Raw genomic sequence first — 23,676 nt, forward strand, 5'->3', positions numbered from 1 at the left:
AGTCATGGATCATTCTCCTGAAACGGAACCGGAGCTACCGCCCAACCTGAAGTTCCTGCGAATTTTGGTTACGATTTTAACCGCAACAATGATTGCAGGGCTTGTAATTGTGATTGCGCTGCTTGTCACCCGTTTCCCAAAGAGCACGGGTTCAAGCCTTTCCGGCATTTCCGAAATTGAATTGCCCGCAGGCACCAAAGCGACCGCCTTCACCAAAGGCAACGATTGGTATGCCGTTGTCACGGAGCAAGATCAGATTCTGATATTCGATACCGAAAGCGGCGACTTGCGGCAGACGATTCAAATCACGGCCAAGTAAAAGGCGCTACTTTTTCTTAGTGCCCTTTCCACCCTTCGCAAATTTCCCTTTGCCGCTCACTTTGTGACGCAGCTTCTTGGATGGGTCGCGGGCATCGAAACCTGCAGGTGGTTTGGATTTTGGCGCCGTTTTAGATTTGTTCCGCTTTGGCACCGCATCTGCATTACCACCGAGCTTTGGTTTGAAATCGGAACTTGGCGCCTTGTCAAAACGCGCCTTCTTCGGCTTTTCGCGCTTTGCAGCAGCTCCATCCGATTTTGCAGGCTTTTCAAACTTTGCCGGTTTTTCCGAGCGCGCGGGCTTTTCAGAACGTTTCTTATATGAGTTTACATCGCCATGGGGCTTTTTGAATTCGCGCGGCTCTGGCTTATCGCCAAAGTCACGTTTCTTACCGCGCGGTTTCTGACCTGCTTGTCCACGATGGCCACCGGGTTTTCCCGGCTTCCGCGCGGGGCCCTTGCCGAATTTCGCGGGTCCAAGGTCTGGCGCCTTGTCGAGTTTCTTGACGACAACGCCGTCTTCCAACTCGCCACCCTTGCCAACAACAGAGAAAAATCCGTCCGCAGCTTCGGCATTCAATTCAACAAAGGTTTCTTGCGGAACCATACGAATTGCACCGATCTCGCGTTTTGTAATCCCGCCGCTGCGGCACAAAAGAGGAATGAGCCAGCGCGGCTCGGCCTTTTGTTCGCGCCCTACTGAAAGCGTAACCCAAACCGAATTCTCGAAATCCGAGCGACGGCGATCTTCGCCCGCACCGACTTCGCGAAGTTCTTCTGGCGCGGAGCGCAACGCGCGATACTGAGCGATATAGGCCGCGGCAATTTCCTCTGGCGTCCGACCGTCGAGGAGTTTGGCGATCACAGCCTCTTCGCCCTCGGTCGAGACATTTGCAAAACCCTCGATTAGGCGTTCATTGTCTTTGTCGCGAACATCATCAGCATTGGGAGGAAGCCCCCAATTGGCCGTTACTTTCGCCCATTTCAAGAGGCGTTCAGCCTTGCCACGTTGGTTTTTCGGTACGATGAGCGCAGAGATACCCTTTTGTCCGGCACGGCCTGTTCGCCCTGAGCGGTGCAAGAGAGCCTCCTGGTTTTGTGGCAAGTCGGCGTGAACAACAAGCTCAAGACCCGGAAGGTCGATCCCGCGTGCGGCAACGTCAGTTGCAATACAGACCTGCGCGCGCCCATCACGCATGGCTTGAAGCGCGTGCGTCCGTTCAGATTGCGATAACTCACCTGAAAGCGCCACAACACGGAACCCTCGGTTGGTGAAACGTGCGGTCATGTGGTTCACAGTGGCGCGGGTCGCGCAAAACACGATCGAGGTTTCAGGCTCGTGATAACGCAGAAGATTGATGATCGCGTTTTCACGATCAGGCCCTGCACAGACGAGTGCTTGGTAATCAATGTCGACGTGTTGCTTGGCTTCGGAAACAGTGGCGACACGCACAGCGTCTTTTTGAAAGTTCTTGGCAAGCTCAGCGATTTGGCGCGGTACAGTCGCAGAGAACATCAACGACCGGCGGTCTTCCGGAGCAGAGCCAAGAATAAATTCGAGGTCCTCACGGAAGCCGAGGTCAAGCATCTCGTCAGCCTCATCAAGAACGATGGCTTTCATCTGGTCCATATCAAGCGACCCGCGCTCGATGTGGTCGCGCAGGCGGCCAGGTGTTCCAACAACGATGTGAGCACCCTTCTCAAGCGCGCGTCGCTCCGTGCGCATATCCATACCACCAACACAGGACGCAATCCGTGCACCAGTTTCTGCGTAAAGCCATTCAAACTCGCGCCGTACTTGCAATGCAAGTTCGCGGGTTGGCGCAACAACCAACGCAACAGGAGCTTCCGCACGTCCAAAGGCTTCTTGATCATCAAGCAGCGTAGGAGCAATCGCGATACCAAAAGCAACTGTCTTGCCCGAACCAGTCTGAGCAGAGACCAGCAAATCTGACGACACCAATTCAGGGTTGGAAACGTCTTTCTGAACCGGAGTCAGATCAGAGTAGCCCTTATTGGTGAGGGCGCGGGCAAGGGGCGGCAGTATACCATCGAAGTGAGACACGGATTCTTCTTTCGGAAAGGATGCCGACATTTATCGGCAGAAAGGGGGGACATAAGCAGTCGAGCTTGGGAAAGCAACGAAATAAAGCGATTTCGCGCAGAAAAGGTGTATTGCTACCTTTAGACAGCGCCGAGCTTAAGGTGATTAAATTTGCGTCTGCTGAAGTTCCTGTTTGCTTTGCGCGTTGGCAAAAATTTCCGAGGCGCAAAACAGAAACTTCAGCAGTTTCCGCGAGTGAGTTCTTTATCTGGGCCACCCTCGAGGTCACAAAGAACTTCGAGCATCCAAGCCTGAATGTCGCGTTCGTCGCAATTTCCCTCGGATGAAAACCCGAATTTGCCTGTATGAAACGTGCCTTTGAGACGTGCCTTATTTTGGCTGGCCGCGCCCGTCTCCGGGTCGTTCCAAGTGTTGTTTTGACTGAAGTCCTCGTCGTTGCTGTTAACGGCCGCCATAGGCTCTGCAAAAAGCAGGACCGACGCCGACGGTGTTAAGCAGCCGTATTGAATCAACGCAACAATGGCATCCGCGGCGCTGTAGTGCGCATCAACAGTCATGCTCATCTCTCTATTGCCCATTGTTTCAACTCGGTTTTAACCGCGAAATCCAAACTTTGCTGCCGGATCAGCCAATTAGATTGTTGACTTGCTCCCAGCACGGCCCGTCATCACGGTCTCGTCTTGGTCTTCAGTAAATCATAGGTACTCACGAACCCCATTACTGTAAAGATGCTAATAGCAAATAAATGCGCCAAAAAGAAGTGACGCTACGTCGCGACCTCGCAGCGCGAGAATCTGTTGTCTCGTTAAAATGAGGGGTATTGTTTAGAAACTGGCGTCAAGCGCTTCGAGAAGGTCTTCTTTTTTGAAGGGCTTATAAAGGAAATGATTGCGCCCTTTTAGATCGGCGAGCGCTGTCGTTATCTCCATCGACATCGCTCCACCCCCACCAGAGACAAATATGACCGGAAGATCTGGCGCATTGCCTCGTAGCGCATCGCAAAGATCTAGCCCGCTCTCCGAACCAAGCCATATATCGAGAATAGCCGCATCAATCGCGCCATCCTCGCTCTGACATGTAAGCGCTTCCGCAGCATTCGCACATGGAATCGGATGGTGCCCCGCTTGTTTCAGCATGACCTCCATCATTTCTCTCATGTTTGGCTCGTCATCTACGATAAGAATTCTGGCCAAGACTAACCCCGATCGCTACTGCATATCTTTTACGATTTGTTCCAACGCTTTATTAAATGCATCCCTTTGATCTTCAGGTAGCTGAGACACGGAGTCAGCTAATCGCAAAAGCGGATCACTTTTCAAGGCCTCTACCGCTTCATCCGTCAAAAAAAGAAGAAAACTACGCGCATCCTTGGCGTTTTTCTTTTGAACAATGTAGCCCCGCTTCACCAAGGTTTGGATCGCGCGACTGAGCGGCGCAGCGGTAACGCCAAGGTAATTCGATATCATATTGGCTGTGCGCTGTTCTTCGGGTACGCGAGCAATGAAGCGCAAAATAGACCATTGCAGCGGCTGAATCGCTCCTGGCTCACGACTTGGGTAAGTTGACCTCAGTATATTTTCCAGAAGCACCGCCGCAGCGATATCGCGTTTATTCATACGCACCCCCACGCATTATCACATCCACAATACAGCAATAATTGTTACTAGCAATAAACATACCGCAAACAATTGAAAAATATCAAAATGAGGATACTAAACGGCTGTACGCTTACCAAATGTATGCTCGATACAATCGAACATGACCCGAAGCGACAAAAGCCAATTTCCTAAAGAAGGAAGATGGTACCACCACCCCGGTTCGAACGGGGGACCTCTTGATCCACAATCAAGCGCTCTAACCAGCTGAGCTATGGCGGCACTGTGGGGTGATTTAGCGCCGGAAAGCGGTGAATGCAAGGGGGCGCGGGCTGTTGTCTTCAGGATTCTTGAAAAATTTCGCCCCCTTCTATTCCACGCGCAAATTTGGCCCCTCCATGGCGCAAAGCCTATGTTTTGCGCCGCGCGAGCGAGCAATTTTCCAAGTCTACTTGCGAATTACATCGCCAGAGGATAGTTCGTTTGATCGAATAAGGAGATTGATCATGAGTATCAACAAAGAGAGCGACGTATCGGCGAACCTGCAAATCGGACCAACATCGCTTGGCATGATTCGAATTTATGTCGAAGCCGACGGTGCAGAAATTCCAATGGACTTCACGCCCGAAGAGGCACTGGAAATTGCCGAAGAGATCAAGGCCGCCGCACTAACTGTCACAAACGACAAATAGTTTTAAGGCCCAAAAATCGCCGTAACGCCCGGATCTCGGTATCCTTGCAATCGCCTTGCAGCGTCGCGCGCGAATTTTTGAGTCATTTTTTTGCGACGCGCGGGGGCCAGCTTGGCCTCTGGCCCCATCCGTATAATTTCGGCGTCATAGGAATCTGCGATGATGAGGCCGGTTTCGTCAGGTAGGATTTCTGACGGGAATTCACTATCCACCGCCCAAAAATACCGATCGCACCACTCAAGATACCCCTGCCATTTGCTGTCCGACAAATAGTCCGCACGACTCGATTTACATTCGATCACCCATATCTCGCCTTTCGGACCAAGGGCGATCACGTCAACGCGCAATCCTCGCTCTGGCACGAATTCCTCGATGATAACAAAATCATGATGCCGTAAATGCCGCGCAACACCCCGTGCCAGAAGCTGGCCGGGTTGCAATGCGGTGTCTTGCGGGGCTGGAACAGTGGGTTGCATCCCAAAGCATGAACAAAACGTAAACAAAAAGTCAAGTGGTGCCGAAATTTGCTCAGCAGTGCGACCTTCAATCGAACTGGATTATTCGACGCAAAACTCAATATTCGCGATTACCCCTTGTCGAACATCAAGCAGAAGCCTATGTGAGGTTCTGGCGTTTCTGCTCTTCACGTACGCATAGGCAAGCATTCCAGTGGCCTTAAGCAATTCCACGGGAGCTGGCTCTGTTCGGACCCTGGTTCGATTATCTGGTGCCCACCTGTATATACAGGTCCCCGGGAATCAGTGCCTGTACGGTCGCAGCGGTTTCGCCGCCTTCTAAACCAATTGTCAGGTTGTTAGCCCGAGAACGCCTCTGGGCGGGCTTCGCGTGCCATATGATCAAGAACAGCGTTCACAAACTGCGGTTCGCGCCCCTCTGGATGGAACGCGCTGGCAATATCGACGAATTCAGAGATGACAACGCGCGGTGGCGTCTCTGTTTCAACAAGTTCTGCACCAGCGGCACGGAACAGCGCACGCAGAGTTGGATCAATCCGAGCAATGGGCCACTTTGCCACAAGAGCCCGATCTGTCATCTGGTCAATTTTTGCCTGATGGTTCACCGCGCCATCAACCAATGTGCGGAACAATGTCGGATGACCATCCGCCATTTCATCGCCCTCATAGGTTTCACCAAAGCGGTGCTCAGCAAATTCAGCAATGACAGAGTCGATTGTCTGGCCTGAGGCTTCCATCTGAAACAGCGCCTGAACGGCATAGAGCCGAGAGGCGGATTTTCTCTGGCGATTGTCCGTCTTGCGTTTCGGCGGTTTGGCGGCGTCGTTGGTCATGCGTTTGTTCCATCATCCTTGCCGCCAGCGCTGGCGATCTGAATCTCGTCTGTGGCAGGTCGGAAACCGACCTCTTTGCCTTGACGGCCCCATTTGCGCGAAAGCGCGATGAGATGCAAGGCCGCAGCTGCTGCACCGCCACCTTTGTTTTGATCTTCTGGATCGGCGCGCACTTCGGCCTGCTTGCGGTTTTCGACGGTCAGGATGCCGTTTCCTATGCAGAGTCCTTGCAGACCAAGCAACTGGATGGCGCGTGAACTGTCATTGCACACCGTATCATAATGCGTTGTCTCACCACGAATAACACAGCCCAGCGCGACATATCCGTCAAAATTCGATTGCCGATCAGCGATGCCGATGCAGGTCGGGATTTCGAGCGCGCCCGGCACTTCGGCGATTTCATAAGTGCCGCCAACAGCTTCGATTTCGGCAACTGCACCTTTGACCATATTGTCAGCAATGTCTTTGTAGTAGGGCGACACAACGATGAGCAGCTTGACGGGTTTCGAAAACTCAGCGCGTGGCAGGATGTAGTGTTGCTCGTGTCCGGCCATTATTCTGCTCCTGATATCTTGCGGGTTCCGACAATTTCGAGGCCATAGGCTTCAAGGCCCACAACCTTAGGCGACGGAGAGTTTGTAAGCAGCTCAAGCTTGGACAAGCCCAGCGACGAAAGGATTTGTGCGCCCAGGCCGTATTGGCGAAGGGTTTGCGGCGAGGTTTCGGCACTGGCAGCAAGTTTCATGTGCAAATCTCTTAGCAAAACAAGAACACCACGCCCCTCTTTTGCGATGATGTTCATCGCGTCACCAAACTCATTCGCACGGCCCTTCCCGCCCGCGCCGATTACATCGTGCATTGGGTCAAGTGCATGCATCCGTACCAAAACCGGCTCATCCGTAGAGATATCGCCCTTAACAAGCGCGATATGCTCCGCACCCTGTGTTTCGTCAGTATAGATGCGCATATCCCAATTGCCGCCGAATTCGGATTCGATGGATTCTTGCGTACGCACCCGAACAAGATTGTCGTGACGTCGGCGATAAGCGATCAGATCGCTGATGGTGCCAATTTTCAAGTTATGTTTCTGTGCAAACGCGACGAGGTCAGGCAGGCGGCTCATGGTGCCGTCTTCGTTCATAATTTCACAGATCACGCCAGCAGGGTTCAGACCTGCAAGACGGCTAATGTCGACGGCCGCTTCTGTATGCCCTGCGCGAACAAGCACCCCGCCCTCACGCGCACGGAGTGGGAAAACGTGACCAGGGGTCGCGATGTCAGCCGCACCTTTGCTTGCGTCAATCGCAACAGCAACTGTCAGCGCCCGATCATGCGCAGAGATGCCGGTTGTAACACCTTCGCGTGCTTCAATAGAGGTTGTGAAGGCGGTTTCATGGCGCGAGCTGTTCTTGGTGCTCATGAGCGGAAGGCCAAGCTGGTCAAGGCGCTCACCAGTCAAAGAAAGGCATATCAGTCCACGGCCATGGGTCGCCATGAAGTTGATCGCATCTGGCGTTGCCATCTGGGCCGGAATGACAAGATCGCCTTCGTTCTCGCGGTCTTCGTGGTCCACCAGAATGAACATACGGCCATTGCGGGCATCTTCGATAATCTCTTCAACGGAGGAAATCGCATCTGTGTAGTGTTGTGCGGAATCTGTCATGCGTTGTCCTAACTCTGGCAATTCTGGCCGGCAAAATACGTTTCGGCGGGTAAATATGCGCCCAATCGGGCAATGTCGGCCCATTCAGCTTCGAGCATCGTGTCCCCCACAATTAAAACCTTATCGCCAGGCAGCTTTGAAGGTGAAAGCGCAGCTTTAAAGGCTTCTCTTGTTTCGCGAATTCCGTGTGCGAGGGTCGGAGCCTCGAAGGCTGTCAAAACCTGAACGCCGCCGTCCTCAAGCTGGTTGGCCAAGGATTGCGGCGACACGGGTATGGCCGCCGCGATCAAACTGTCGCAGTGTTTCAACGCCGCGAGCTTCTGGAGTTTTGCTTCAGCAACTGGCTGGCCATCCTTAAACACCCGCAGAGCATTCGAGGAAAACAGTAGCGCAACAATGTCGTGGCCGGTTTTTGAGCGCACGGACGCATAGGACTTGTAATCTAGGCCCAGCTCTTTAGCGCGTCGCAACCGCGTGCGGATCACCTCAATCGGCAATTGCGGCAGCAAGTCTTTTCGCGCTTTGGACCAGCAATGCTTGTTCCAGCCAGTCCCTGTGACTGGCCCGCCATTATGTCCGATCATGCTCACGAAGAGAATTCCTGAAGCCGCGCAACATAACGTGCCATTGTATCAATCTCGATGTTGACGACATCGCCTTGTTTTGCCGCGCCCCACGTTGTGACCTCTTTCGTATGCGGGATGATATTTACCCCGAAGTCACAGCCATCAACGTCATTCACGGTAAGCGACGTTCCATTCAATGTGACGGAGCCCTTGGGCGCGATAAACTTGGCAAGCGCCTCTGGTGCGCGGAAGGTAAAACGCGTGCTGTCGCCCTCGTCTTCAAGCGCAATGATTTCAGCAACACCGTCAACATGGCCAGACACGATATGTCCGCCAAGCTCGTCACCGATTTTCAACGCACGCTCTAAATTGATTTTGCAGCCCTCGCGCCATGCGTGGCCTTGCGTGCCGATGTTGGTTTTTTCGATGCTTTCAGCAGAGATTTCCACGTCGAACCAATTCTGGGGCTCAACACCCAGATCGATCACGGTCAGGCATACCCCGTTGCACGCAATCGATGCGCCGATATCGATGCCTTTTACGTCATATTTCGTGCCGATCCGCGCGCGCAGATCGCCGCGTTGTTCCGCTTCAAGGACCGTGCCGATATCAGTGATAATTCCGGTAAACATATGGCTCTCCGCAATATCCAAATTGCAATTTCACTCCTCACGTAGCCCTTACAGCCAAGACACGCAAGACCGACGCTGTGTCGCGAAAGAATAGTAATCGATTTCGCCCACTTCTTTGCCGAATGACCTACAAATATCAGCCATCGTAAATTGTTGACCTGCAATTAGGAAAATAGCTGCTATGCTCACGGAATTCTACAAGACCGACGAGATATCTTGGTAATGCCAAAACCACCCGCGCCCCAGCGACGCTTCCTATTCCTTCAAGGACCACACGGACCGTTTTTCTATCAGTTGGGCAAGCTCTTGCAAAAGACTGGAGCGACGTGCTGGCGCGTTGGATTTAATCAGGGCGATGGGGTCTTCTGGCCTCAGGGATCAACCTATATCCGCTTCAATGCTCCCCAAGAAACGTGGCCCAAAGCGTTCAAAAACATCGTCGCCGACAAAGGCATCACCGACATCGTGCTCTACGGCGACACTCGGCCGATACACGCAAAAGCGATAGAAATCGCTCGGCAGTCCGGCCTTACGGTACACATTTTTGAAGAGGGATATTTGCGCCCGTACTGGGTAACCTATGAGCGTGATGGCTCAAACGGTTATTCCGCGCTCATCGACACGCCGCTATCCAATATCCAGTGCAAAATCGGCAAGACAAAAGCAGACCATGCCGAAGCGCCCGCGCATTGGGGCGACCTGAAACAACACGTATTTTATGGCGCTCTGTACCACTGGTTTGTGATGTTCACGAATTGGCGCTACCGAAACTTCAAAAGGCATAGGGCGCTGCCCGTCAGTCAGGAGTTTTGGTTGTATTTCAAGCGACTGATCCTCATGCCATTCCACTGGCTCGACCGTATCCTCGCGACCCGACGCATTAAATCATCTGGAGCACCTTTTCATCTCGCCCTATTGCAGCTGGAGCATGACAGCAGCTTTCAGGCGCACAGCCCGCTGCCAACCATGGCGAGCTTTATCGAGCTTGTAGTCAAGGGCTTTGCCGAAGGTGCCGCGCCTCACCACATTCTTGTTTTCAAAGCTCACCCGCTAGAAAATGGACAGCTTCCCCTCCGTCGCCACATTCGCCAATGCGCGCGCAAAAACGGAGTTGCTGGCCGCGTGCATTTCGTAAAAGGCGGCAAGCTGGCAACTTTGATGGATGGCGCTAAAACCGTAACCACCATCAACTCAACAGCGGCACAGCAAGCCCTTTGGCGTGGCCTTCCGCTTAAAATTTTTGGCGAAGCCGTATACAACAAACCGGAATTTGTTTCCGCTCAAGACCTTCCGGATTTCTTTGCTGATCCCGTTTACCCCGACCATAGCTCGTATCTTGATTATAGGCACTTTCTGCTTGAAACATCTCAAGTTGCCGGTGGGTTTTATTCACGTCGTGGGCGCAGCCAGCTTCTAAGACAGGTGGTTGAGAAAATGCTCGCTGAGTCAGACCCTTATTCCGCATTGTGAATATTCATCGCGGCCAGAGAGCAACAGTCCGCGGAGGTTCCGCTCCACCACGCCGCCCGAACCTATGCAAAACATAGCAGTTCCAGTAATCTAATCGAAAAAACGAGGCAGCAGAATAATCGAGGAGCTTCGACAGTGACATTACAGGCTTCCAAAGGCGTCCGTGCGGTCGCCCTTCTTGTGTTTGTGGCAGCAGTTTCCGCATGCACCCTGCCCCGTTCAGGCCCAAGCCGGAACGAGATTTTCACAAGCTCTATTCTTGAAGACGGCGATTCATTTGTTGTCGAGGTGAACGATCATGTTACGCGCGCGACATCTGTTCCGCCCGCACTGGGGTTCTCGGCAGAATTCAGGAATGCTGGCGTATTGGGCTCCGATGTCATCCGCCCCGGTGATCGGCTTGGCGTGTCCGTTTGGGAAAATACAGATGTTCCGATCCTCGGCGTTCCGCAAACAGCAACCGTTCTCGAAGAGATACAAGTCGATGGCGAAGGCTTCATTTTCGTCCCCTATGCGGGCCGCATTCGTGCATCCGGCAACACTCCGGAAGCCTTGCGCAACATGATCACGCGAAAGCTCGACCAGCAAACGCCAGACCCCCAAGTGACCGTGCGTCGTCTGGCGGGAGATGGATCAACAGTTGCGCTTATGGGCGCTGTAACCGGCCAAGGCGTTTACGCAATCGAGCGCCCGACCCGTACGCTGGGCGCAATGCTTGCGCGCGCTGGCGGTGTTTCAATTGAACCAGAACAAGCACAAATCACTGTTACCCGAGGCAACCGCAAGGGGACCATTTGGCTTGATGATCTTTATGCAAACCCTGAAATGGACATCCCTCTTCGGGGCGGCGACCAGATTCTCGTGGAAAGAGACAAGCGCGCCTTTACCGCAATGGGGGCAACCGGCGGCCAGCAGCGCGTAAACTTTGAAACACAAACAATTTCGGCCATCGAGGCGCTCGCACTCGTTGGAGGATTGAATTCAAATCTTGCCGACCCAACCGGTATATTTGTGTTCCGTGATGAGCCTGCTGATATTGCAAACAAAGTCATGGGGCGCACCGACCTCAAGGGCGACCAGCGTGTGATCTATGTGCTCGACCTGACAAAGCCGAACGGTATTTTCGAAGCGCGCGATTTTGCCATCCGTGAGCAAGACACCATTTACGTCACCGAGGCGCCCTACACTCGTTTCCAAAAAACGCTATCCTCAATCATCGCACCTGCGGCAAACGTAACAACACTGGCCAACGGATTGCAGTAAGGCAAATGGCCAACCACATTCCGCAATCGGGCAACGGGCCACAGCGCGAGAATGATCCGGCTACAAAACTGTTTGTCTACAACGGTGGTTTTCTTACTCAACAGCGTGTCAGACGCATCCTTGCGCTTGCCGGCTATTCTGTAAATCTAGGCAAACCCGAAAAAGGTGATTGGGTTGGTGTCTGGGGGCAAAGCCCGACAAGCAACCGTGGTGAAGCTGTTTCCAACGCAACGGACGCGCCAATCCTCCGCGTTGAAGACCCATTCCTGCGGTCTGTCTTGCCTGCGCGCTTGGGCGGTGCGCCCGCGCTCGGGCTCCTGATCGACAAACAGGGCGTTCATTTCGATCCTGCCCGCCCCTCTGATCTGGAAACACTACTCGCGACCGAACCACTGGACGATACCGCACTACTAGATCGCGCACGCGATGCCATTTCGCGGATCAAGGCGCTTCGCCTTTCCAAGTACAACAATTTTTCGCCCGATACTCCCTTGCCAGAACCCGGATATGTGCTGGTTATCGATCAAACCCGCAACGACGCTGCGGTATTGGCGAACGATGCCGATGAAATACGGTTCAAGGAAATGTTGGTGTTCGCCCAAACGGAACATCCAGGCGCGCGGATTATCATAAAGTCCCACCCCGAAACGATTGGAGGCGCGCGCGGAGGCTATTATAACGAAGACGACGAGAGCGACCGCGTTCAAATCTTGAGCTCTGAAGTATCGCCGCATGAGCTTTTGGAAGGGGCAATTGCTGTTTACACCGTATCATCGCAACTTGGCTTTGAAGCGATATTCGCTGGGCATAAACCCCGCGTTTTTGGACAGCCTTTTTATGCAGGTTGGGGCCTAACCCAAGATGAATACCCCGTTGCGCGCAGAACCAGACAGCTCTCGCGCGCGCAACTCTTTGCCGCCGCAATGATCCTTTACCCGAAATGGTATGATCCATTCTCGGATCGGTTATGCGAGCTTGAGGATGTTATCGAAACGCTCGGTGCCGAGGCTGCTGCTTGGCGAAGTGACCACGCCGGTTATGTTGTGTTTGGAACGCGCGCTTGGAAACGAAACAGCTTTCGTAAGATCTTTGGGGCCTACGCAAAACTGAGCTTTGTCAGCACACCGAAGGCAGCAATCGAAAAAGCCAAATCGAGCAATCGCCCTATTCTCGCTTGGGCCAGCAAAGCTACCGATGCGTTCCTAACCGATGCCAATGCGGCAGGCGTCCCTGTTCTTCAGGTTGAGGACGGCTTTATCCGGTCCAGAGGGCTGGGCGCTGCGCTCGCACCCGCCTCTTCTCTCATCATAGATGACCTTGGTGTATACTATGACCCGCGAAGGGAAAGTCGGCTTGAGAAACTCATCAACGCGTCGGACGGGCTTGATGAAGCAAGCCGACATCGCGCCGAGCGCCTCATCCGCGCCATTACAATTGCCGGACTAAGCAAATACAACGTTTCAGCTTCCACTCAGTTGGACTTCAAAAAAGGTCACCGGATTCTTGTTGTTGGACAGGTTGAAGATGATGCATCCATTCAAAAGGGATGCCAGCAGTTGCGAACCAATCTTGCTCTGCTGCAAGAAACCCGCGCGCGCAATCCTAGTGCCATTCTGATCTACAAACCGCACCCCGATGTTGAGCGCGGCTTAAGGGTCGGCGATTTAGCGGATGAAGCGGTTCTTGATTATGCTGATCACATCGCGACGGAAACGGATCCTGTTTCACTGTTGAGCGATGTTAATGAAGTTTGGACCATGACGTCACTCCTCGGATTTGAAGCGCTTATTCGTGGAATTCCTGTAACCTGCCTTGGCACCCCGTTTTATGCTGGCTGGGGATTAACCACGGATCTCGGCGAGGTTCCGGCGCGGCGCGTGGCAAGGCCTGACCGTATCGCATTGGCACATGCCGCGCTCATCAATGCACCGCGCTATTATGATCCGATCACAAATCGTATCTGCCCACCCGAAGTCTGGATCGAGCGTTTGTCTGATCCAAACATCGATCTTCCCACACCAGCGCCCTTGCGCATTCTGTCTCGCCTTCAAGATGCGTTTTCAGACTTTGCTGGGTTGTGGCGACGCTAGGTTTTACGCCAATGCTGGAACATATCTTTACCAAGCGGTCGTGCTGTGACGAGTTCAAACGAAGGCGCATCCGCAAGCTTCGCAAGGCTCATAAGCCCAACGCCAGCCAATCCGTCCGCACCTATTGTTATGCCAGCAGTATAAACGTGAAGCTCATCAACGAGCCCCGCTTCCAACAATGACGCCGCAAGCTGCCCTCCGCCTTCGCAATACACACGCGTCAGCCCCTGCTCAGCCAAAGCGCTGAGGACCTCCCGCGGCGAAAGGCGTAGATCGCGTCCACATGGAACAGGCAAGAGCCGCGCGCCAACTCCCTCCCACGCTCGTGTGATCTCCTTCGGAGCCGAAGCGGCATGAACGATCCATAAAGGGATGTCTTTTGCTGTGGCGGCAAGTTTGCCAGACAGCGGCAAATCAAGCTGCGCAGAAACAACAACGCGCGCAGGTTGCGATACGGCCCCGACATCGCGCGCCGTCAGGGATGGGTCATCGTGTCTGGCCGTTCCGCCTCCCACCATGACGGCATCGTGTTCGGCGCGATTACGGTGGACATGGCGCCGCGCGTCTGGGCCCGTTATCCATTTGCTTTCGCCTGTCGCGGTCGCGATCCGTCCATCCAAGCTCATAGCGAGCTTTAGAGTAACGAGTGGAAGACCTTCCTGCACCCTTTTGAAAAAGCCCGCGTTCTGCGCGCGCGCTTTGGCATTGAGGACACCAGAAGTAACCTTAATACCAGCCTGTTCGAGAATGGTTGCGGCTTTACCAGCGACCCGAGGATCAACGTCATCAACCGCATAGACAACGCGCGAAACACCAGCCGCGATCAAAGCGTCGCAACAAGGCGGTGATTTACCGTGGTGCGTACAGGGTTCTAGCGTAACGTAGGCCGTCGCGCCCTTTGCTGCATCACCCGCGCCCTGCAAAGCGACAACCTCCGCGTGGGGTCGCCCCCCCTCTTGCGTTCGGCCTTCGGCGATTATTTGGCCGTCCTTAACGAGAACACAGCCCACCGAAGGGTTGGGCCAAACCTGCCCAAGCCCAGACCTCGCGAGGCCAAGAGCAACGCGCATAAACCGCTGATCGATTTCTAGGCTGGTCACTCGTCCGTCTGTGTTGGTGGGCGTAATTCGCTGACAAACTTGTCAAAGTCATCGGCCGCCTGAAAGTTTTTGTACACACTGGCAAAGCGCACATAGGCAACCGTATCAATTCGTGCCAAGGCTTCCATAACAATCTCGCCGATGGTGCCCGATGGAATATCGGTTTCGCCCATACTTTCCAAACGGCGTACTATACCGGAAATCATCTGCTCCGTCCGCTCCCGTTCAATAGGGCGCTTTTGCAGCGAAATGCGGACAGAACGCTCAAGCTTATCGCGATCGAACTCTTCGCGCTTACCGTTTGTCTTAATCACGACAAGGTCGCGCAGTTGAACGCGCTCGTATGTCGTGAAACGTCCTCCACAAGCTGGACAGAACCGTCGTCTTCGAATGGCGACATGATCCTCAGCTGGACGTGAATCTTTAACTTGGGTGTCGACGTTTCCGCAAAATGGGCAGCGCATTCCCACTCCCTTGGGTTTTGTTTCGATCTATCTACAGAAACTATAGGGCAGACGCGAAGTCTTGGGTAGTGGGGAAAATTTGCTACTACATCCATTCTCACGACTGTTGCCCTGATGAATCAGCCCCGCACGAAAAAGGGGAGCAAAAATGCTCCCCTCTTCCATTCTGTGTAATCTGGAAACGACCTTCTAGAAGAAGCCGTTGTAGATAAGATTGCTACATTGCGAGCGGCTATGTTCCGCAGACCAGTTCGAGCCGACGGTCTTCATCGACATTGTCAGGCCGCTGTTCACACCATCAGCCATAGCTTTGAAGGAAGCATCCGGCGCAAACGTAAAGCCAATTGATTTGGCGCTCGTCAGATTGCTTGGACCGAATGGCTTTTCAAGATAGATCCGTGTTCCTGGGCGCTGGCCAAGTGCTTCGATGACATATTCGCCCGCTGCACACCAATAATCCGAGCCGCCTTTGCCAGCGCGTTGCTGAACCTCGAAATGGCCGTAGCCAGCTCCGAGTACAACCATTGAGTTACTGGCAACATAGCGACTTACACTTGCAGCCGGTGATCCGACGTTGCCAGAAACAGCAACCCCGCCACCACTACCACCAGCACCAACGGAAACAGTCCCTGCATTACAAGCTGCAAGCGCACCGCAGGCTGTGGCAGCCAATAGGAAATTCTTAACAAAAGGCATAATTTACATCCTTCTACAGACGATTGAAATTAAGGTTAACGTATAATGGAATACGAAGCAGGTCCATGTCGTAGAACTCACAACTCCTGATATTATCGAGAAAACTGCTTGAGCATCTCGTTATCCCCCAACGTGTGCGGCAACTCTACGCCTGTGCGATGCGTTGCGATGCTCAAAAAGATAGATGCCCTGCCAAGTACCAAGCGCCAAAGCTCCGCTAACAATAGGAATGGAAATACTAACCGGCATCATCGCTGCTTTGATATGCGCGGGCATATCATCTGGCCCTTCATATGTATGTGTTAGGTAAGACATCGAAGGATCCGTGGTGGGCGGAACCAATCTGTGAAAGAAGTTTTGCAGATCGGTCTGCACCTCAGGGTCCGCATTCTCCTGAATAAGCAGCGAACAAGATGTGTGCCGAACAAACAGCGTGAGCAACCCGCCTTGCACATCAGCTTCGCGGAGCTTGGCTTGTACAGAATGTGTGAACTCATAAAGGCCAGCGCCGTGCGTATCGATGTTCAGTTCAAAGTTCATTTGTATGTGGCCTCTTCAAATTATCGTCAAACACAGAGCCTCTAGAGCGTGGTATACTAGTGTTTCATTCTGCACCTACAGGAGCATATTATGACTCGAATGACCGCAAAAGACTTTGATCAAGAACTGCTCGACCTTTACGATTTTTACGCCCACGGATTAATTACCAAGCGAGAATTTCTTGATAAAGCAGGAAAATTTGCTGTCGGGACTTTGACAGCGTCCGCAATCCTTTCAATGCTAAGCCCTAATTACGCCTTGGCGGAACAAGTGAAATTTACGGATCCGGATATTGATCCTGAATACATCACGTATCCGTCCCCTAATGGCCACGGCGATGTTCGCGGCTATCTTGTTAAGCCAACAACTTCCGAAGGCCCCTTTCCGACGGTTCTTGTTATTCACGAAAACCGTGGCCTAAATCCATATATCGAGGATGTCGCCAGACGTGTTGCAAAGGCTGGCTTTATGGCGCTGGCACCCGATGGGCTAACATCGGTGGGCGGCTATCCCGGCAATGACGCAGATGGCCGCGACCTGCAACGAACCGTGGATTCCACCAAACTCATGAACGACTTCTTTGCCGGTGCGGAATTCCTTATGGGGCACGAACTTTCAACAGGAAAAACCGGCTGCGTTGGGTTCTGTTATGGAGGCGGCGTGTGCAACGCGCTTGCTGTGGCCTATCCAGAGTTGTCAGCATCAGTACCATTTTATGGCCGACAAGCCAGCGCCGAGGATGTTCCAAAAATTCAAGCACCGCTTTTGCTGCAATATGCGGAACTTGATGAACGCGTAAACGAGGGCTGGCCAGCATATGAAGCCGCGCTCAAGGAACATGGCAAAACCTACACGGCTCACATCTATGAAGGCGTTAACCACGGTTTTCACAATGACTCAACGCCGCGCTACGACGAAGCGGCCGCAGAGTTGGCGTGGGAACGCACGATTGCGTTCTTCAATGAGCACCTGACCTAAGAAGTGAAAAACGGCAACCGGCTCTTTTCATGAGAGCCGGTTAGCCTAAATGCGCGAGCCCATTGGTGGCAGAGGTCATCATCTCGATGAGCGCCTCGCGGCTTTGCGGGATCACAAACGCGAGAAACAAAACAACGCTCCAGACCAGACGGCGTTGGATTTGGCTTCGCATTGGCTCTTTGCGCGTCTTATGGCGAAAGAACACTTGCCCGAGTTTGGTTCCAGCGCCACCGCCGATTAACCCGAAAAACAGAAGCCGCCGCTCGGGAATGCGACGCCAACCTAGCGCGGCATATAGCTTATCCAAACCCATCCACAAAAACGCCAAAAGCGAAACCGCCCCAAAGTAAAGGCAGATCCAATATTCAGGATGGGCAGTATCAAGATGAAACATAGAAAAAGGCGCCGCGTTGGGCGCCTTGCTCTTTATTGGTCAAGGAAGCTGCGCAGTTTTCGGCTCCGACTTGGGTGCTTGAGCTTGCGGAGCGCCTTGGCTTCGATTTGCCGGATACGCTCGCGGGTCACGCTGAACTGTTGGCCCACCTCTTCCAGGGTATGGTCAGTGTTCATCCCGATGCCGAACCGCATCCGCAACACGCGCTCTTCGCGTGGTGTGAGGCTGGCAAGAACCCGCGTTGTGGTCTCTTTGAGGTTCTCCTGAATCGCGCTATCCAGAGGAAGAACGGCATTCTTATCCTCGATGAAATCACCGAGTTGGCTATCCTCTTCGTCCCCGATCGGTGTTTCGAGCGAAATCGGCTCCTTGGCGATCTTCATCACCTTGCGCACTTTCTCAAGTGGCATCTGGAGTTTAGCGGCCAACTCTTCCGGCGTTGGCTCGCGACCAATTTCGTGCAGCATCTGGCGGCCAGTACGCACAAGTTTGTTGATCGTTTCGATCATGTGAACCGGAATACGGATTGTGCGGGCCTGATCTGCGATAGAGCGTGTGATCGCCTGACGGATCCACCACGTCGCGTAAGTCGAGAATTTATAGCCGCGACGGTATTCGAACTTATCAACCGCTTTCATCAGGCCGATGTTGCCTTCCTGAATAAGATCAAGGAATTGCAAGCCACGGTTGGTGTATTTCTTGGCAATCGAGATTACCAAGCGAAGGTTGGCTTCGACCATTTCCTTCTTGGCTTGGCGGGCCTCTTTTTCACCTTTTTGTACCTGCTGCACGATGCGGCGGAATTCGGAAATATCCAGACCGACATATTGGCCAACCTGCGCCATTTCGGAGCGCAACTCAGTAACTTTGTCGCTCGACCGCTCAATAAAGCTCTGCCAACCACGGCCGGGCTTCTCTGCCATATCTTCAAGCCATGTCGGATCAAGTTCGCGACCACGGTAGGCCTCGACAAACTCGCGACGGTTGATGCGGGCTTGGTCAGCAAGTTTCACAACGTTGCTGTCAATCGACATGATGCGGCGGTTGATACCATAAAGCTGGTCAATCAACGCGTCGATCCGGTTGTTATGGAGGTGAAGTTCGTTCACCAAAACCACGATCTCCGACCGCAACTCCTGATAGGTGCCTTCAGCAGATTTGGAGAAGCTTTCGTCTTCGTTCAGGGTCGCGGAAATCCGCAAGTCCTGCATCTCCGAAAGCTTTTCATAGTCACGCGCAATTTGGTCCAGAGTTTCAAGAACGCGAGGTTTAAGCGCAGCTTCCATAGCGGCGAGCGACATGTTGGCCTGTTCGTCTTCATCGTCGTCGTCGTCGTTGGCAATCGGGTTGCCGTCCGCGTCAAGCTCTTGCTTCTCTTCTTTCTTTTCGGCGCCAGAAGACACGTCAAGATTAGCCGTCACCGGCTCTTGCTCGTCCTCGTCGTCTTCCATCGTGTTGCCGAATGTCGTCTCAAGGTCGATCACATCGCGCAACAAAATATCTTCGGAAAGAAGCTCGTCACGCCAGATGGTGATCGCTTGAAATGTCAGTGGGCTTTCGCAAAGCCCGGCAATCATCGTATTACGGCCCGCTTCGATCCGCTTGGCAATCGCGATCTCGCCTTCGCGGGACAACAGCTCAACCGAGCCCATCTCGCGCAGGTACATCCGCACCGGATCATCGGTACGGTCAAGAACTTCGGTCGTCGTTGTGGCAACGGTGACTTCACGGTTCTCGGAAGTTGTTGCGACTTCTGTGGAGGCTTTCTCTTCTTCTTCCTCATCTTCGATGATGTTGATGCCCATTTCGGACAACATCGACATCACATCTTCGATTTGGTCAGTTGAGACCTGATCGGGGGGAAGAACTTGATTAAGCTGATCGTAAGTGATGTAGCCACGCTCGCGCGCTTCAGCGATCATTTTCTTGACCGCAGCTTGGCTCATGTCCATGCCTGCTTCTGCGTCTTGATCATCTTGCTTGCGGTCGTCTGTATCTTTGGCGGCCATTCAGTGCTCCTACAAAAGCGGGCTGTAAGCGAATCAGTTGTTCGAATCAACAATGCGACCCGATGATTCGCAACCCGTTTAGCTGGTTTTCTTTACCGATTCCTCACCAAACGCGTTTAACGCTTCGCTTTTTGGCGGGAACCTTGGATTTTTGCGAGAAGTCCGTCGAACGCAGACCGTTCCTCGCGGTTCATTTTCGTGCCGTTTTCGGCGATGTCGTATGCGGCTTTGTCCTCACCCTCACTGCGGCTCGCTTTGTTGCGGGCCTCTGCGGCCTGACTGAGACGCCAAGTCATGCCCTCATCAACCGCGCCTTCCATATCCCTCATGGCTTCCGAAATTTCGCGCTCGGCTCCGTATGACGCCATGAGTTTGCGCATTTCCTCCTCAACACAGAGCTCAGCAAGCTCACTTTGCGAGGGGCTCCTCACCCCAGGGGCAAGTTGCACATGGCGCGGCGCAGTGAGGTTTTCAAGGGCTTCAGGTCCGATTGCGTCAAGCAGTGCGCTTTCTACGTCCGAAGCTGGATCAACACGCAATAAAACATCACGGATAAGGTTGTGAGTTTCGGTCGAGAAATCATAACGCTCAAGAGGTGTTTCAAACCTCTCGATCAAACCCGGATTACGTAGCAAAGTTGCCAGAACCACACATTCCCGAAGGTAGATCGTTGCCTCATCGCTGCCTGTAGCAAGAAGCGAAGTTTTTGTTGTTGGCTGTACCGACGGGCCCGTATTGCGCCAGTTCTTGCGCCCCCCTTGCCACTTACCACCACCAAAGGATGGCTTGCGATCAAAGCTTTCGGAAGGTGCAGGCGCGCCAGCGGGAACCGGTCCGAACAACGCGTGGCGCATACGGTTTAGGTCATCCGCGTAATGACGACGAATAGACGGATCGCGGATCTTTTTAACTGTCTCACGCAAAGACTTGTCGAGCGCGGCTTTTCGTTCGGGGCTGTCGAAATTCTTGCCCTCAGTTTCACGTTGCCAGAGGAGATTGACCATCGGCATTGCACCATCAAGCAGGCGCTGCATAGCATCTGGCCCGTCACTCTTCAGCACGTCGTCAGGATCTTTTCCCTCGGGCATTATCGCGAACCTAAGGCTTTGCCCTGCTTCGAGCATCGGCAACGCCAAATCAATAACACGCATAGCAGCGCGAAGCCCCGCGGTATCTCCATCAAGCGCGATAATCGGTTCAGGCGCGACACGCCACAAAAGGCGAAGCTGGTCCTCGGTGATCGCAGTTCCAAGCGGAGCGACCGTTGCGCCAAACCCAGCCTCTGAAAGCGCGATCACGTCCATATACCCTTCGGCAACGATCAGCGGCTTCCCCTTGCCAGCGGCTTCACGCGCAGGACCGTGATTGTAGAGGCTTCGGCCCTTATCAAAGAGAAGCGTTTCGGGCGAATTCAAGTATTTAGCGCGCGCATTCGGGTCGAGCGCTCGCCCGCCTAGGGCAATCGCCCGGCCGCGCGGATCTCTGATCGGGAAGATGATACGGCCACGGAATCTGTCATATGGTGCACCGCCATCATCTGGTTTGGCACAAAGGCCAGCATCGACAATCAACTCGGGCGCAACACCCTTTCCCGTGAGATGTTGGAACAGAGCTTGCCGATTATCCGGCGAATACCCGATATCCCAACGCTCCTGTGCCTGAAGAGTAAGCCCGCGCCGCTCAAGGTAGCCACGCGCGCCTTCAGCGGCACCAGTCTTGAGTTGAAGGCGGAAAAACTGCACCGCCTGCTCCATCACCTTGGCGATTTCGGTTCTATGGTCCTGCTTTTCCTGTGCTTTCGGATCACGCGCAGGCATTTGCATCCCAGCTTCCTGAGCGAGAATTTCAACGGCTTCTATGAAGTCTACGTTTTCGGTTTCGCGCACAAAACTGATGGCGTCCCCGCTCGCGTGACACCCAAAGCAGTGATAAAACCCTTTGCGATCATCCACATGAAAAGACGCCGTTTTTTCCTGATGAAAGGGGCAAGGCGCCCACATGTCGCCCTTGCCCTGATTGGACTTTCGAGGATCCCACATGACTTTGCGACCGACCACCTGCACAAGCGATGTTCGGGTCCGAAGTTCATCAAGAAATCCAGGGGGCAGACTCATGCGAGCAGTATCCATAACCAAGCTGACAGAGTCTAGGCGAATTGAACATACGGCGCACCGGCCCGAATAGGCCGATGCACTTCTATGAAAAGTCTAAGCGTTACTCGCGCTTTAGAGCCCTTTGGCCTGATAACTGGCGGCAACTTTGTTGATTGAAACCAGATAGGCAGCGGTTCGCAAATCCTCGATATCGTCTCTGGCATGCCAAACTTCGCGCATAGACTGATAGGCAATACGCATCGTGTCGTCCAAACCAGAGCGAACGAGCTCCAGTTCATCCGCGCCACGCAAGTACTTGGTTTTAAACTCCGGTGTCATAGACCAAGCATCGCCGAGATAGCGATCAAGTCGCTCCAACTCGTCTATGACCAACTGGTGCCGCGCCTCTTCTTGGCGGCGTTGCATACGGCCAAAACGGATATGGCTCAGGTTCTTGACCCATTCGAAATACGACACCGTCACACCACCCGCGTTGGCATACATATCGGGAATGATAACGCAGCCTTTCTTGCGCAGAATCTCATCCGCACCCGCGGTAATCGGACCATTCGCAGCCTCGATTATCAATGGCGCCTTCACCCTGTCCGCGTTTGTCAGATTGATTACCCCTTCAAGCGCCGCAGGAATAAGCACATCGCACTCCTGCTCAAGCAGTTTCGCGCCTTCGGTTACGAAAGTGGCGTTCGGATAGCCTTTAACGCCGCCATGGTTGACGATCCATGTCCGGACAGCATCAACATCAAGCCCGCTTTCGTTAAAGAGACCGCCGTCATGCTCGATAACGCCGGTGATGATCGCACCATCCTCTTCACTCAGGAATTTGGCCGCATGGTATCCAACGTTTCCAAGCCCCTGAACGATGATGCGCTTACCGTCGAGTTTACCTTCGAGGCCGGCTTTCTTTTTGTCCTCTTCATAGCGGAAGAACTCCTGAAGCGCGTATTGCACACCTCGTCCAGTCGCCTCGACGCGGCCTGAAATACCACCGGCGTTCAATGGCTTACCCGTCACACAAGCACGCGCATTGATATCCGTGGTGTTCATGCGCGCGTATTGGTCAGCTATCCATGCCATCTCGCGCTCACCAGTGCCCATATCCGGCGCGGGAACGTTTTGGCTCGGGTTGATCAAGTCCCGTTTGGCCAGCTCGTAGGCAAATCGACGTGTGATCAATTCCAATTCATGCGGTTCGTACTCTCGGGGATTGATGCAAAGCCCCCCTTTTGAACCGCCGAAAGGGGCTTCGACGAGGGCGCATTTATAGGTCATCAATGCTGCAAGTGCCTCGACCTCATCTTGATTAACACTAATGGCATAGCGAATGCCGCCTTTCACGGGCTCCATGTGCTCGGAATGAACCGAACGGTAGCCAGTAAATGTCTGAATTTGGCCACGCAAACGCACACCGAATCGGACAGTATAGGTCGCGTTACAGACCCTGATCTTCTGCTCCAGTCCCGGCGGGAGATCCATCAGCGCAACAGCGCGATTGAACATCAAATCGACAGACTGGCGGAAGGTTGGTTCGTTTGGGACTGACATGCAGAGCTCCTGAAATAGGATTCGAATTAAGACTATAATAAGGGGATCAGACTAGGCTTATTTGGACCGGATGAAACCCTGTTAACGCAAACAAAAACCAAGCTTTGCACATTTTTTACTCAGTTTCAAAACATGACTCAATTCAACGAAAAACTTCGAAATTGTTCCGTATTCAG

General features: G+C 53.4%; 24 protein-coding genes and 1 tRNA gene. 6 read left to right on the forward strand and 19 right to left on the reverse strand.

Going from position 1 to position 23,676, the window contains the following annotated elements; all coding sequences use genetic code 11:
* Positions 1–4: 4 nt before the first annotated feature.
* A complete protein-coding gene (locus N9C89_RS10165) occupies positions 5–319 on the forward strand; it encodes a DUF6476 family protein (protein ID WP_263953768.1) in 315 nt (104 codons plus the stop codon).
* A 6-nt stretch (positions 320–325) separates the two neighbouring features.
* On the opposite strand, the gene N9C89_RS10170 is transcribed toward N9C89_RS10165, so the two are convergent.
* The 5 genes from N9C89_RS10170 to N9C89_RS10190 form a co-directional block, all read right to left on the reverse strand.
* The gene (locus N9C89_RS10170) at positions 326–2,383 is read right to left on the reverse strand and encodes a DEAD/DEAH box helicase (protein WP_263953769.1); all 2,058 of its coding nucleotides are present in this window, start codon (positions 2,381–2,383) and stop codon (positions 326–328) included.
* 218 nt (positions 2,384–2,601) lie between these two features.
* Positions 2,602–2,940, reverse strand: a complete 339-nt coding sequence (locus N9C89_RS10175) for a hypothetical protein (RefSeq protein WP_263953770.1) — start codon at positions 2,938–2,940, stop codon at positions 2,602–2,604.
* A 267-nt stretch (positions 2,941–3,207) separates the two neighbouring features.
* A complete protein-coding gene (locus N9C89_RS10180) occupies positions 3,208–3,576 on the reverse strand; it encodes a response regulator (protein WP_263953771.1) in 369 nt (122 codons plus the stop codon).
* 15 nt (positions 3,577–3,591) lie between these two features.
* Positions 3,592–3,999 carry a MarR family winged helix-turn-helix transcriptional regulator gene (locus tag N9C89_RS10185; protein ID WP_263953772.1) on the reverse strand — a complete coding sequence of 136 codons (408 nt, stop codon included), beginning with the start codon at positions 3,997–3,999 and terminating at the stop codon, positions 3,592–3,594.
* A gap of 184 nt (positions 4,000–4,183) precedes the next feature.
* A tRNA-His gene (locus N9C89_RS10190) sits at positions 4,184–4,260 on the reverse strand.
* 224 nt (positions 4,261–4,484) lie between these two features.
* Here N9C89_RS10190 and N9C89_RS10195 point away from each other — a divergent pair.
* On the forward strand, positions 4,485–4,670 hold the full coding sequence (locus N9C89_RS10195; RefSeq protein ID WP_263953773.1) for a DUF6324 family protein: 186 nt from the start codon (positions 4,485–4,487) through the stop codon (positions 4,668–4,670).
* Between the two features lie 2 nt (positions 4,671–4,672).
* On the opposite strand, the gene N9C89_RS10200 is transcribed toward N9C89_RS10195, so the two are convergent.
* The 6 genes from N9C89_RS10200 to N9C89_RS10225 all read right to left on the reverse strand — a co-directional run bounded on the left by N9C89_RS10200 (position 4,673) and on the right by N9C89_RS10225 (position 8,840).
* Positions 4,673–5,146, reverse strand: a complete 474-nt coding sequence (locus N9C89_RS10200; protein WP_263953774.1) for an MmcB family DNA repair protein — start codon at positions 5,144–5,146, stop codon at positions 4,673–4,675.
* Between the two features lie 338 nt (positions 5,147–5,484).
* A complete protein-coding gene (nusB, locus tag N9C89_RS10205) occupies positions 5,485–5,979 on the reverse strand; it encodes a transcription antitermination factor NusB (protein ID WP_263953775.1) in 495 nt (164 codons plus the stop codon).
* Positions 5,976–6,533 (reverse strand): 6,7-dimethyl-8-ribityllumazine synthase, encoded by a 558-nt coding sequence (locus N9C89_RS10210; RefSeq protein WP_263953776.1) that lies wholly within the window; start codon positions 6,531–6,533, stop codon positions 5,976–5,978. Before N9C89_RS10210 ends, nusB begins: the two co-directional genes overlap by 4 nt.
* The gene (gene ribB / locus N9C89_RS10215) at positions 6,533–7,642 is read right to left on the reverse strand and encodes a 3,4-dihydroxy-2-butanone-4-phosphate synthase (protein ID WP_263953777.1); all 1,110 of its coding nucleotides are present in this window, start codon (positions 7,640–7,642) and stop codon (positions 6,533–6,535) included. The genes N9C89_RS10210 and ribB overlap by 1 nt, the downstream gene beginning before the upstream one ends.
* Positions 7,643–7,650: 8 nt before the next feature.
* Complete coding sequence (locus N9C89_RS10220) at positions 7,651–8,226, reverse strand: hypothetical protein (protein WP_263954436.1); 576 nt, start codon at positions 8,224–8,226, stop codon at positions 7,651–7,653.
* Between the two features lie 2 nt (positions 8,227–8,228).
* The gene (locus N9C89_RS10225; RefSeq protein ID WP_263953778.1) at positions 8,229–8,840 is read right to left on the reverse strand and encodes a riboflavin synthase; all 612 of its coding nucleotides are present in this window, start codon (positions 8,838–8,840) and stop codon (positions 8,229–8,231) included.
* A gap of 222 nt (positions 8,841–9,062) precedes the next feature.
* Between N9C89_RS10225 and N9C89_RS10230 the strand changes: the two genes are divergently transcribed.
* From N9C89_RS10230 to N9C89_RS10240, 3 genes are all read left to right on the forward strand, one after another.
* Positions 9,063–10,310: a capsule biosynthesis protein gene (locus N9C89_RS10230; protein WP_263953779.1), complete on the forward strand. Its 1,248-nt coding sequence runs from the start codon at positions 9,063–9,065 to the stop codon at positions 10,308–10,310.
* A 135-nt stretch (positions 10,311–10,445) separates the two neighbouring features.
* Positions 10,446–11,573 carry a polysaccharide biosynthesis/export family protein gene (locus tag N9C89_RS10235; RefSeq protein ID WP_263953780.1) on the forward strand — a complete coding sequence of 376 codons (1,128 nt, stop codon included), beginning with the start codon at positions 10,446–10,448 and terminating at the stop codon, positions 11,571–11,573.
* A gap of 5 nt (positions 11,574–11,578) precedes the next feature.
* Complete coding sequence (locus N9C89_RS10240; RefSeq protein WP_263953781.1) at positions 11,579–13,663, forward strand: capsular polysaccharide biosynthesis protein; 2,085 nt, start codon at positions 11,579–11,581, stop codon at positions 13,661–13,663.
* Here N9C89_RS10240 and ribD read toward each other — a convergent pair.
* From ribD to N9C89_RS10260, 4 genes are all read right to left on the reverse strand, one after another.
* On the reverse strand, positions 13,660–14,763 hold the full coding sequence (ribD, locus tag N9C89_RS10245; protein WP_263953782.1) for a bifunctional diaminohydroxyphosphoribosylaminopyrimidine deaminase/5-amino-6-(5-phosphoribosylamino)uracil reductase RibD: 1,104 nt from the start codon (positions 14,761–14,763) through the stop codon (positions 13,660–13,662). The two genes, N9C89_RS10240 and ribD, sit on opposite strands and share 4 nt — an antisense overlap.
* The gene (nrdR, locus tag N9C89_RS10250) at positions 14,760–15,227 is read right to left on the reverse strand and encodes a transcriptional regulator NrdR (RefSeq protein WP_263953783.1); all 468 of its coding nucleotides are present in this window, start codon (positions 15,225–15,227) and stop codon (positions 14,760–14,762) included. Before nrdR ends, ribD begins: the two co-directional genes overlap by 4 nt.
* A 189-nt stretch (positions 15,228–15,416) precedes the next feature.
* Positions 15,417–15,923, reverse strand: coding sequence for a hypothetical protein (locus tag N9C89_RS10255; RefSeq protein WP_263953784.1), 507 nt, complete (start codon positions 15,921–15,923; stop codon positions 15,417–15,419).
* 120 nt (positions 15,924–16,043) lie between these two features.
* On the reverse strand, positions 16,044–16,463 hold the full coding sequence (locus tag N9C89_RS10260; RefSeq protein ID WP_263953785.1) for a secondary thiamine-phosphate synthase enzyme YjbQ: 420 nt from the start codon (positions 16,461–16,463) through the stop codon (positions 16,044–16,046).
* 90 nt (positions 16,464–16,553) lie between these two features.
* Between N9C89_RS10260 and yghX the strand changes: the two genes are divergently transcribed.
* Entirely contained in the window at positions 16,554–17,441 is an 888-nt protein-coding gene (gene yghX, locus N9C89_RS10265) for a YghX family hydrolase (protein WP_263953786.1), read from the forward strand.
* Between the two features lie 40 nt (positions 17,442–17,481).
* On the opposite strand, the gene N9C89_RS10270 is transcribed toward yghX, so the two are convergent.
* The 4 genes from N9C89_RS10270 to N9C89_RS10285 all read right to left on the reverse strand — a co-directional run bounded on the left by N9C89_RS10270 (position 17,482) and on the right by N9C89_RS10285 (position 23,500).
* Positions 17,482–17,835 carry a DUF1294 domain-containing protein gene (locus N9C89_RS10270; protein WP_263953787.1) on the reverse strand — a complete coding sequence of 118 codons (354 nt, stop codon included), beginning with the start codon at positions 17,833–17,835 and terminating at the stop codon, positions 17,482–17,484.
* Positions 17,836–17,867: 32 nt separating this feature from the next.
* Positions 17,868–19,844, reverse strand: a complete 1,977-nt coding sequence (gene rpoD, locus N9C89_RS10275) for an RNA polymerase sigma factor RpoD (RefSeq protein WP_263953788.1) — start codon at positions 19,842–19,844, stop codon at positions 17,868–17,870.
* A gap of 116 nt (positions 19,845–19,960) precedes the next feature.
* The gene (gene dnaG, locus N9C89_RS10280) at positions 19,961–21,958 is read right to left on the reverse strand and encodes a DNA primase (RefSeq protein WP_263953789.1); all 1,998 of its coding nucleotides are present in this window, start codon (positions 21,956–21,958) and stop codon (positions 19,961–19,963) included.
* Between the two features lie 111 nt (positions 21,959–22,069).
* Positions 22,070–23,500 (reverse strand): Glu/Leu/Phe/Val family dehydrogenase, encoded by a 1,431-nt coding sequence (locus N9C89_RS10285; protein WP_263953790.1) that lies wholly within the window; start codon positions 23,498–23,500, stop codon positions 22,070–22,072.
* Positions 23,501–23,676: the final 176 nt, after the last annotated feature.

The sequence above is a fragment of the Halocynthiibacter sp. SDUM655004 genome, assembly GCF_026015885.1.
Lineage (GTDB): Bacteria > Pseudomonadota > Alphaproteobacteria > Rhodobacterales > Rhodobacteraceae > Falsihalocynthiibacter > Falsihalocynthiibacter halioticoli.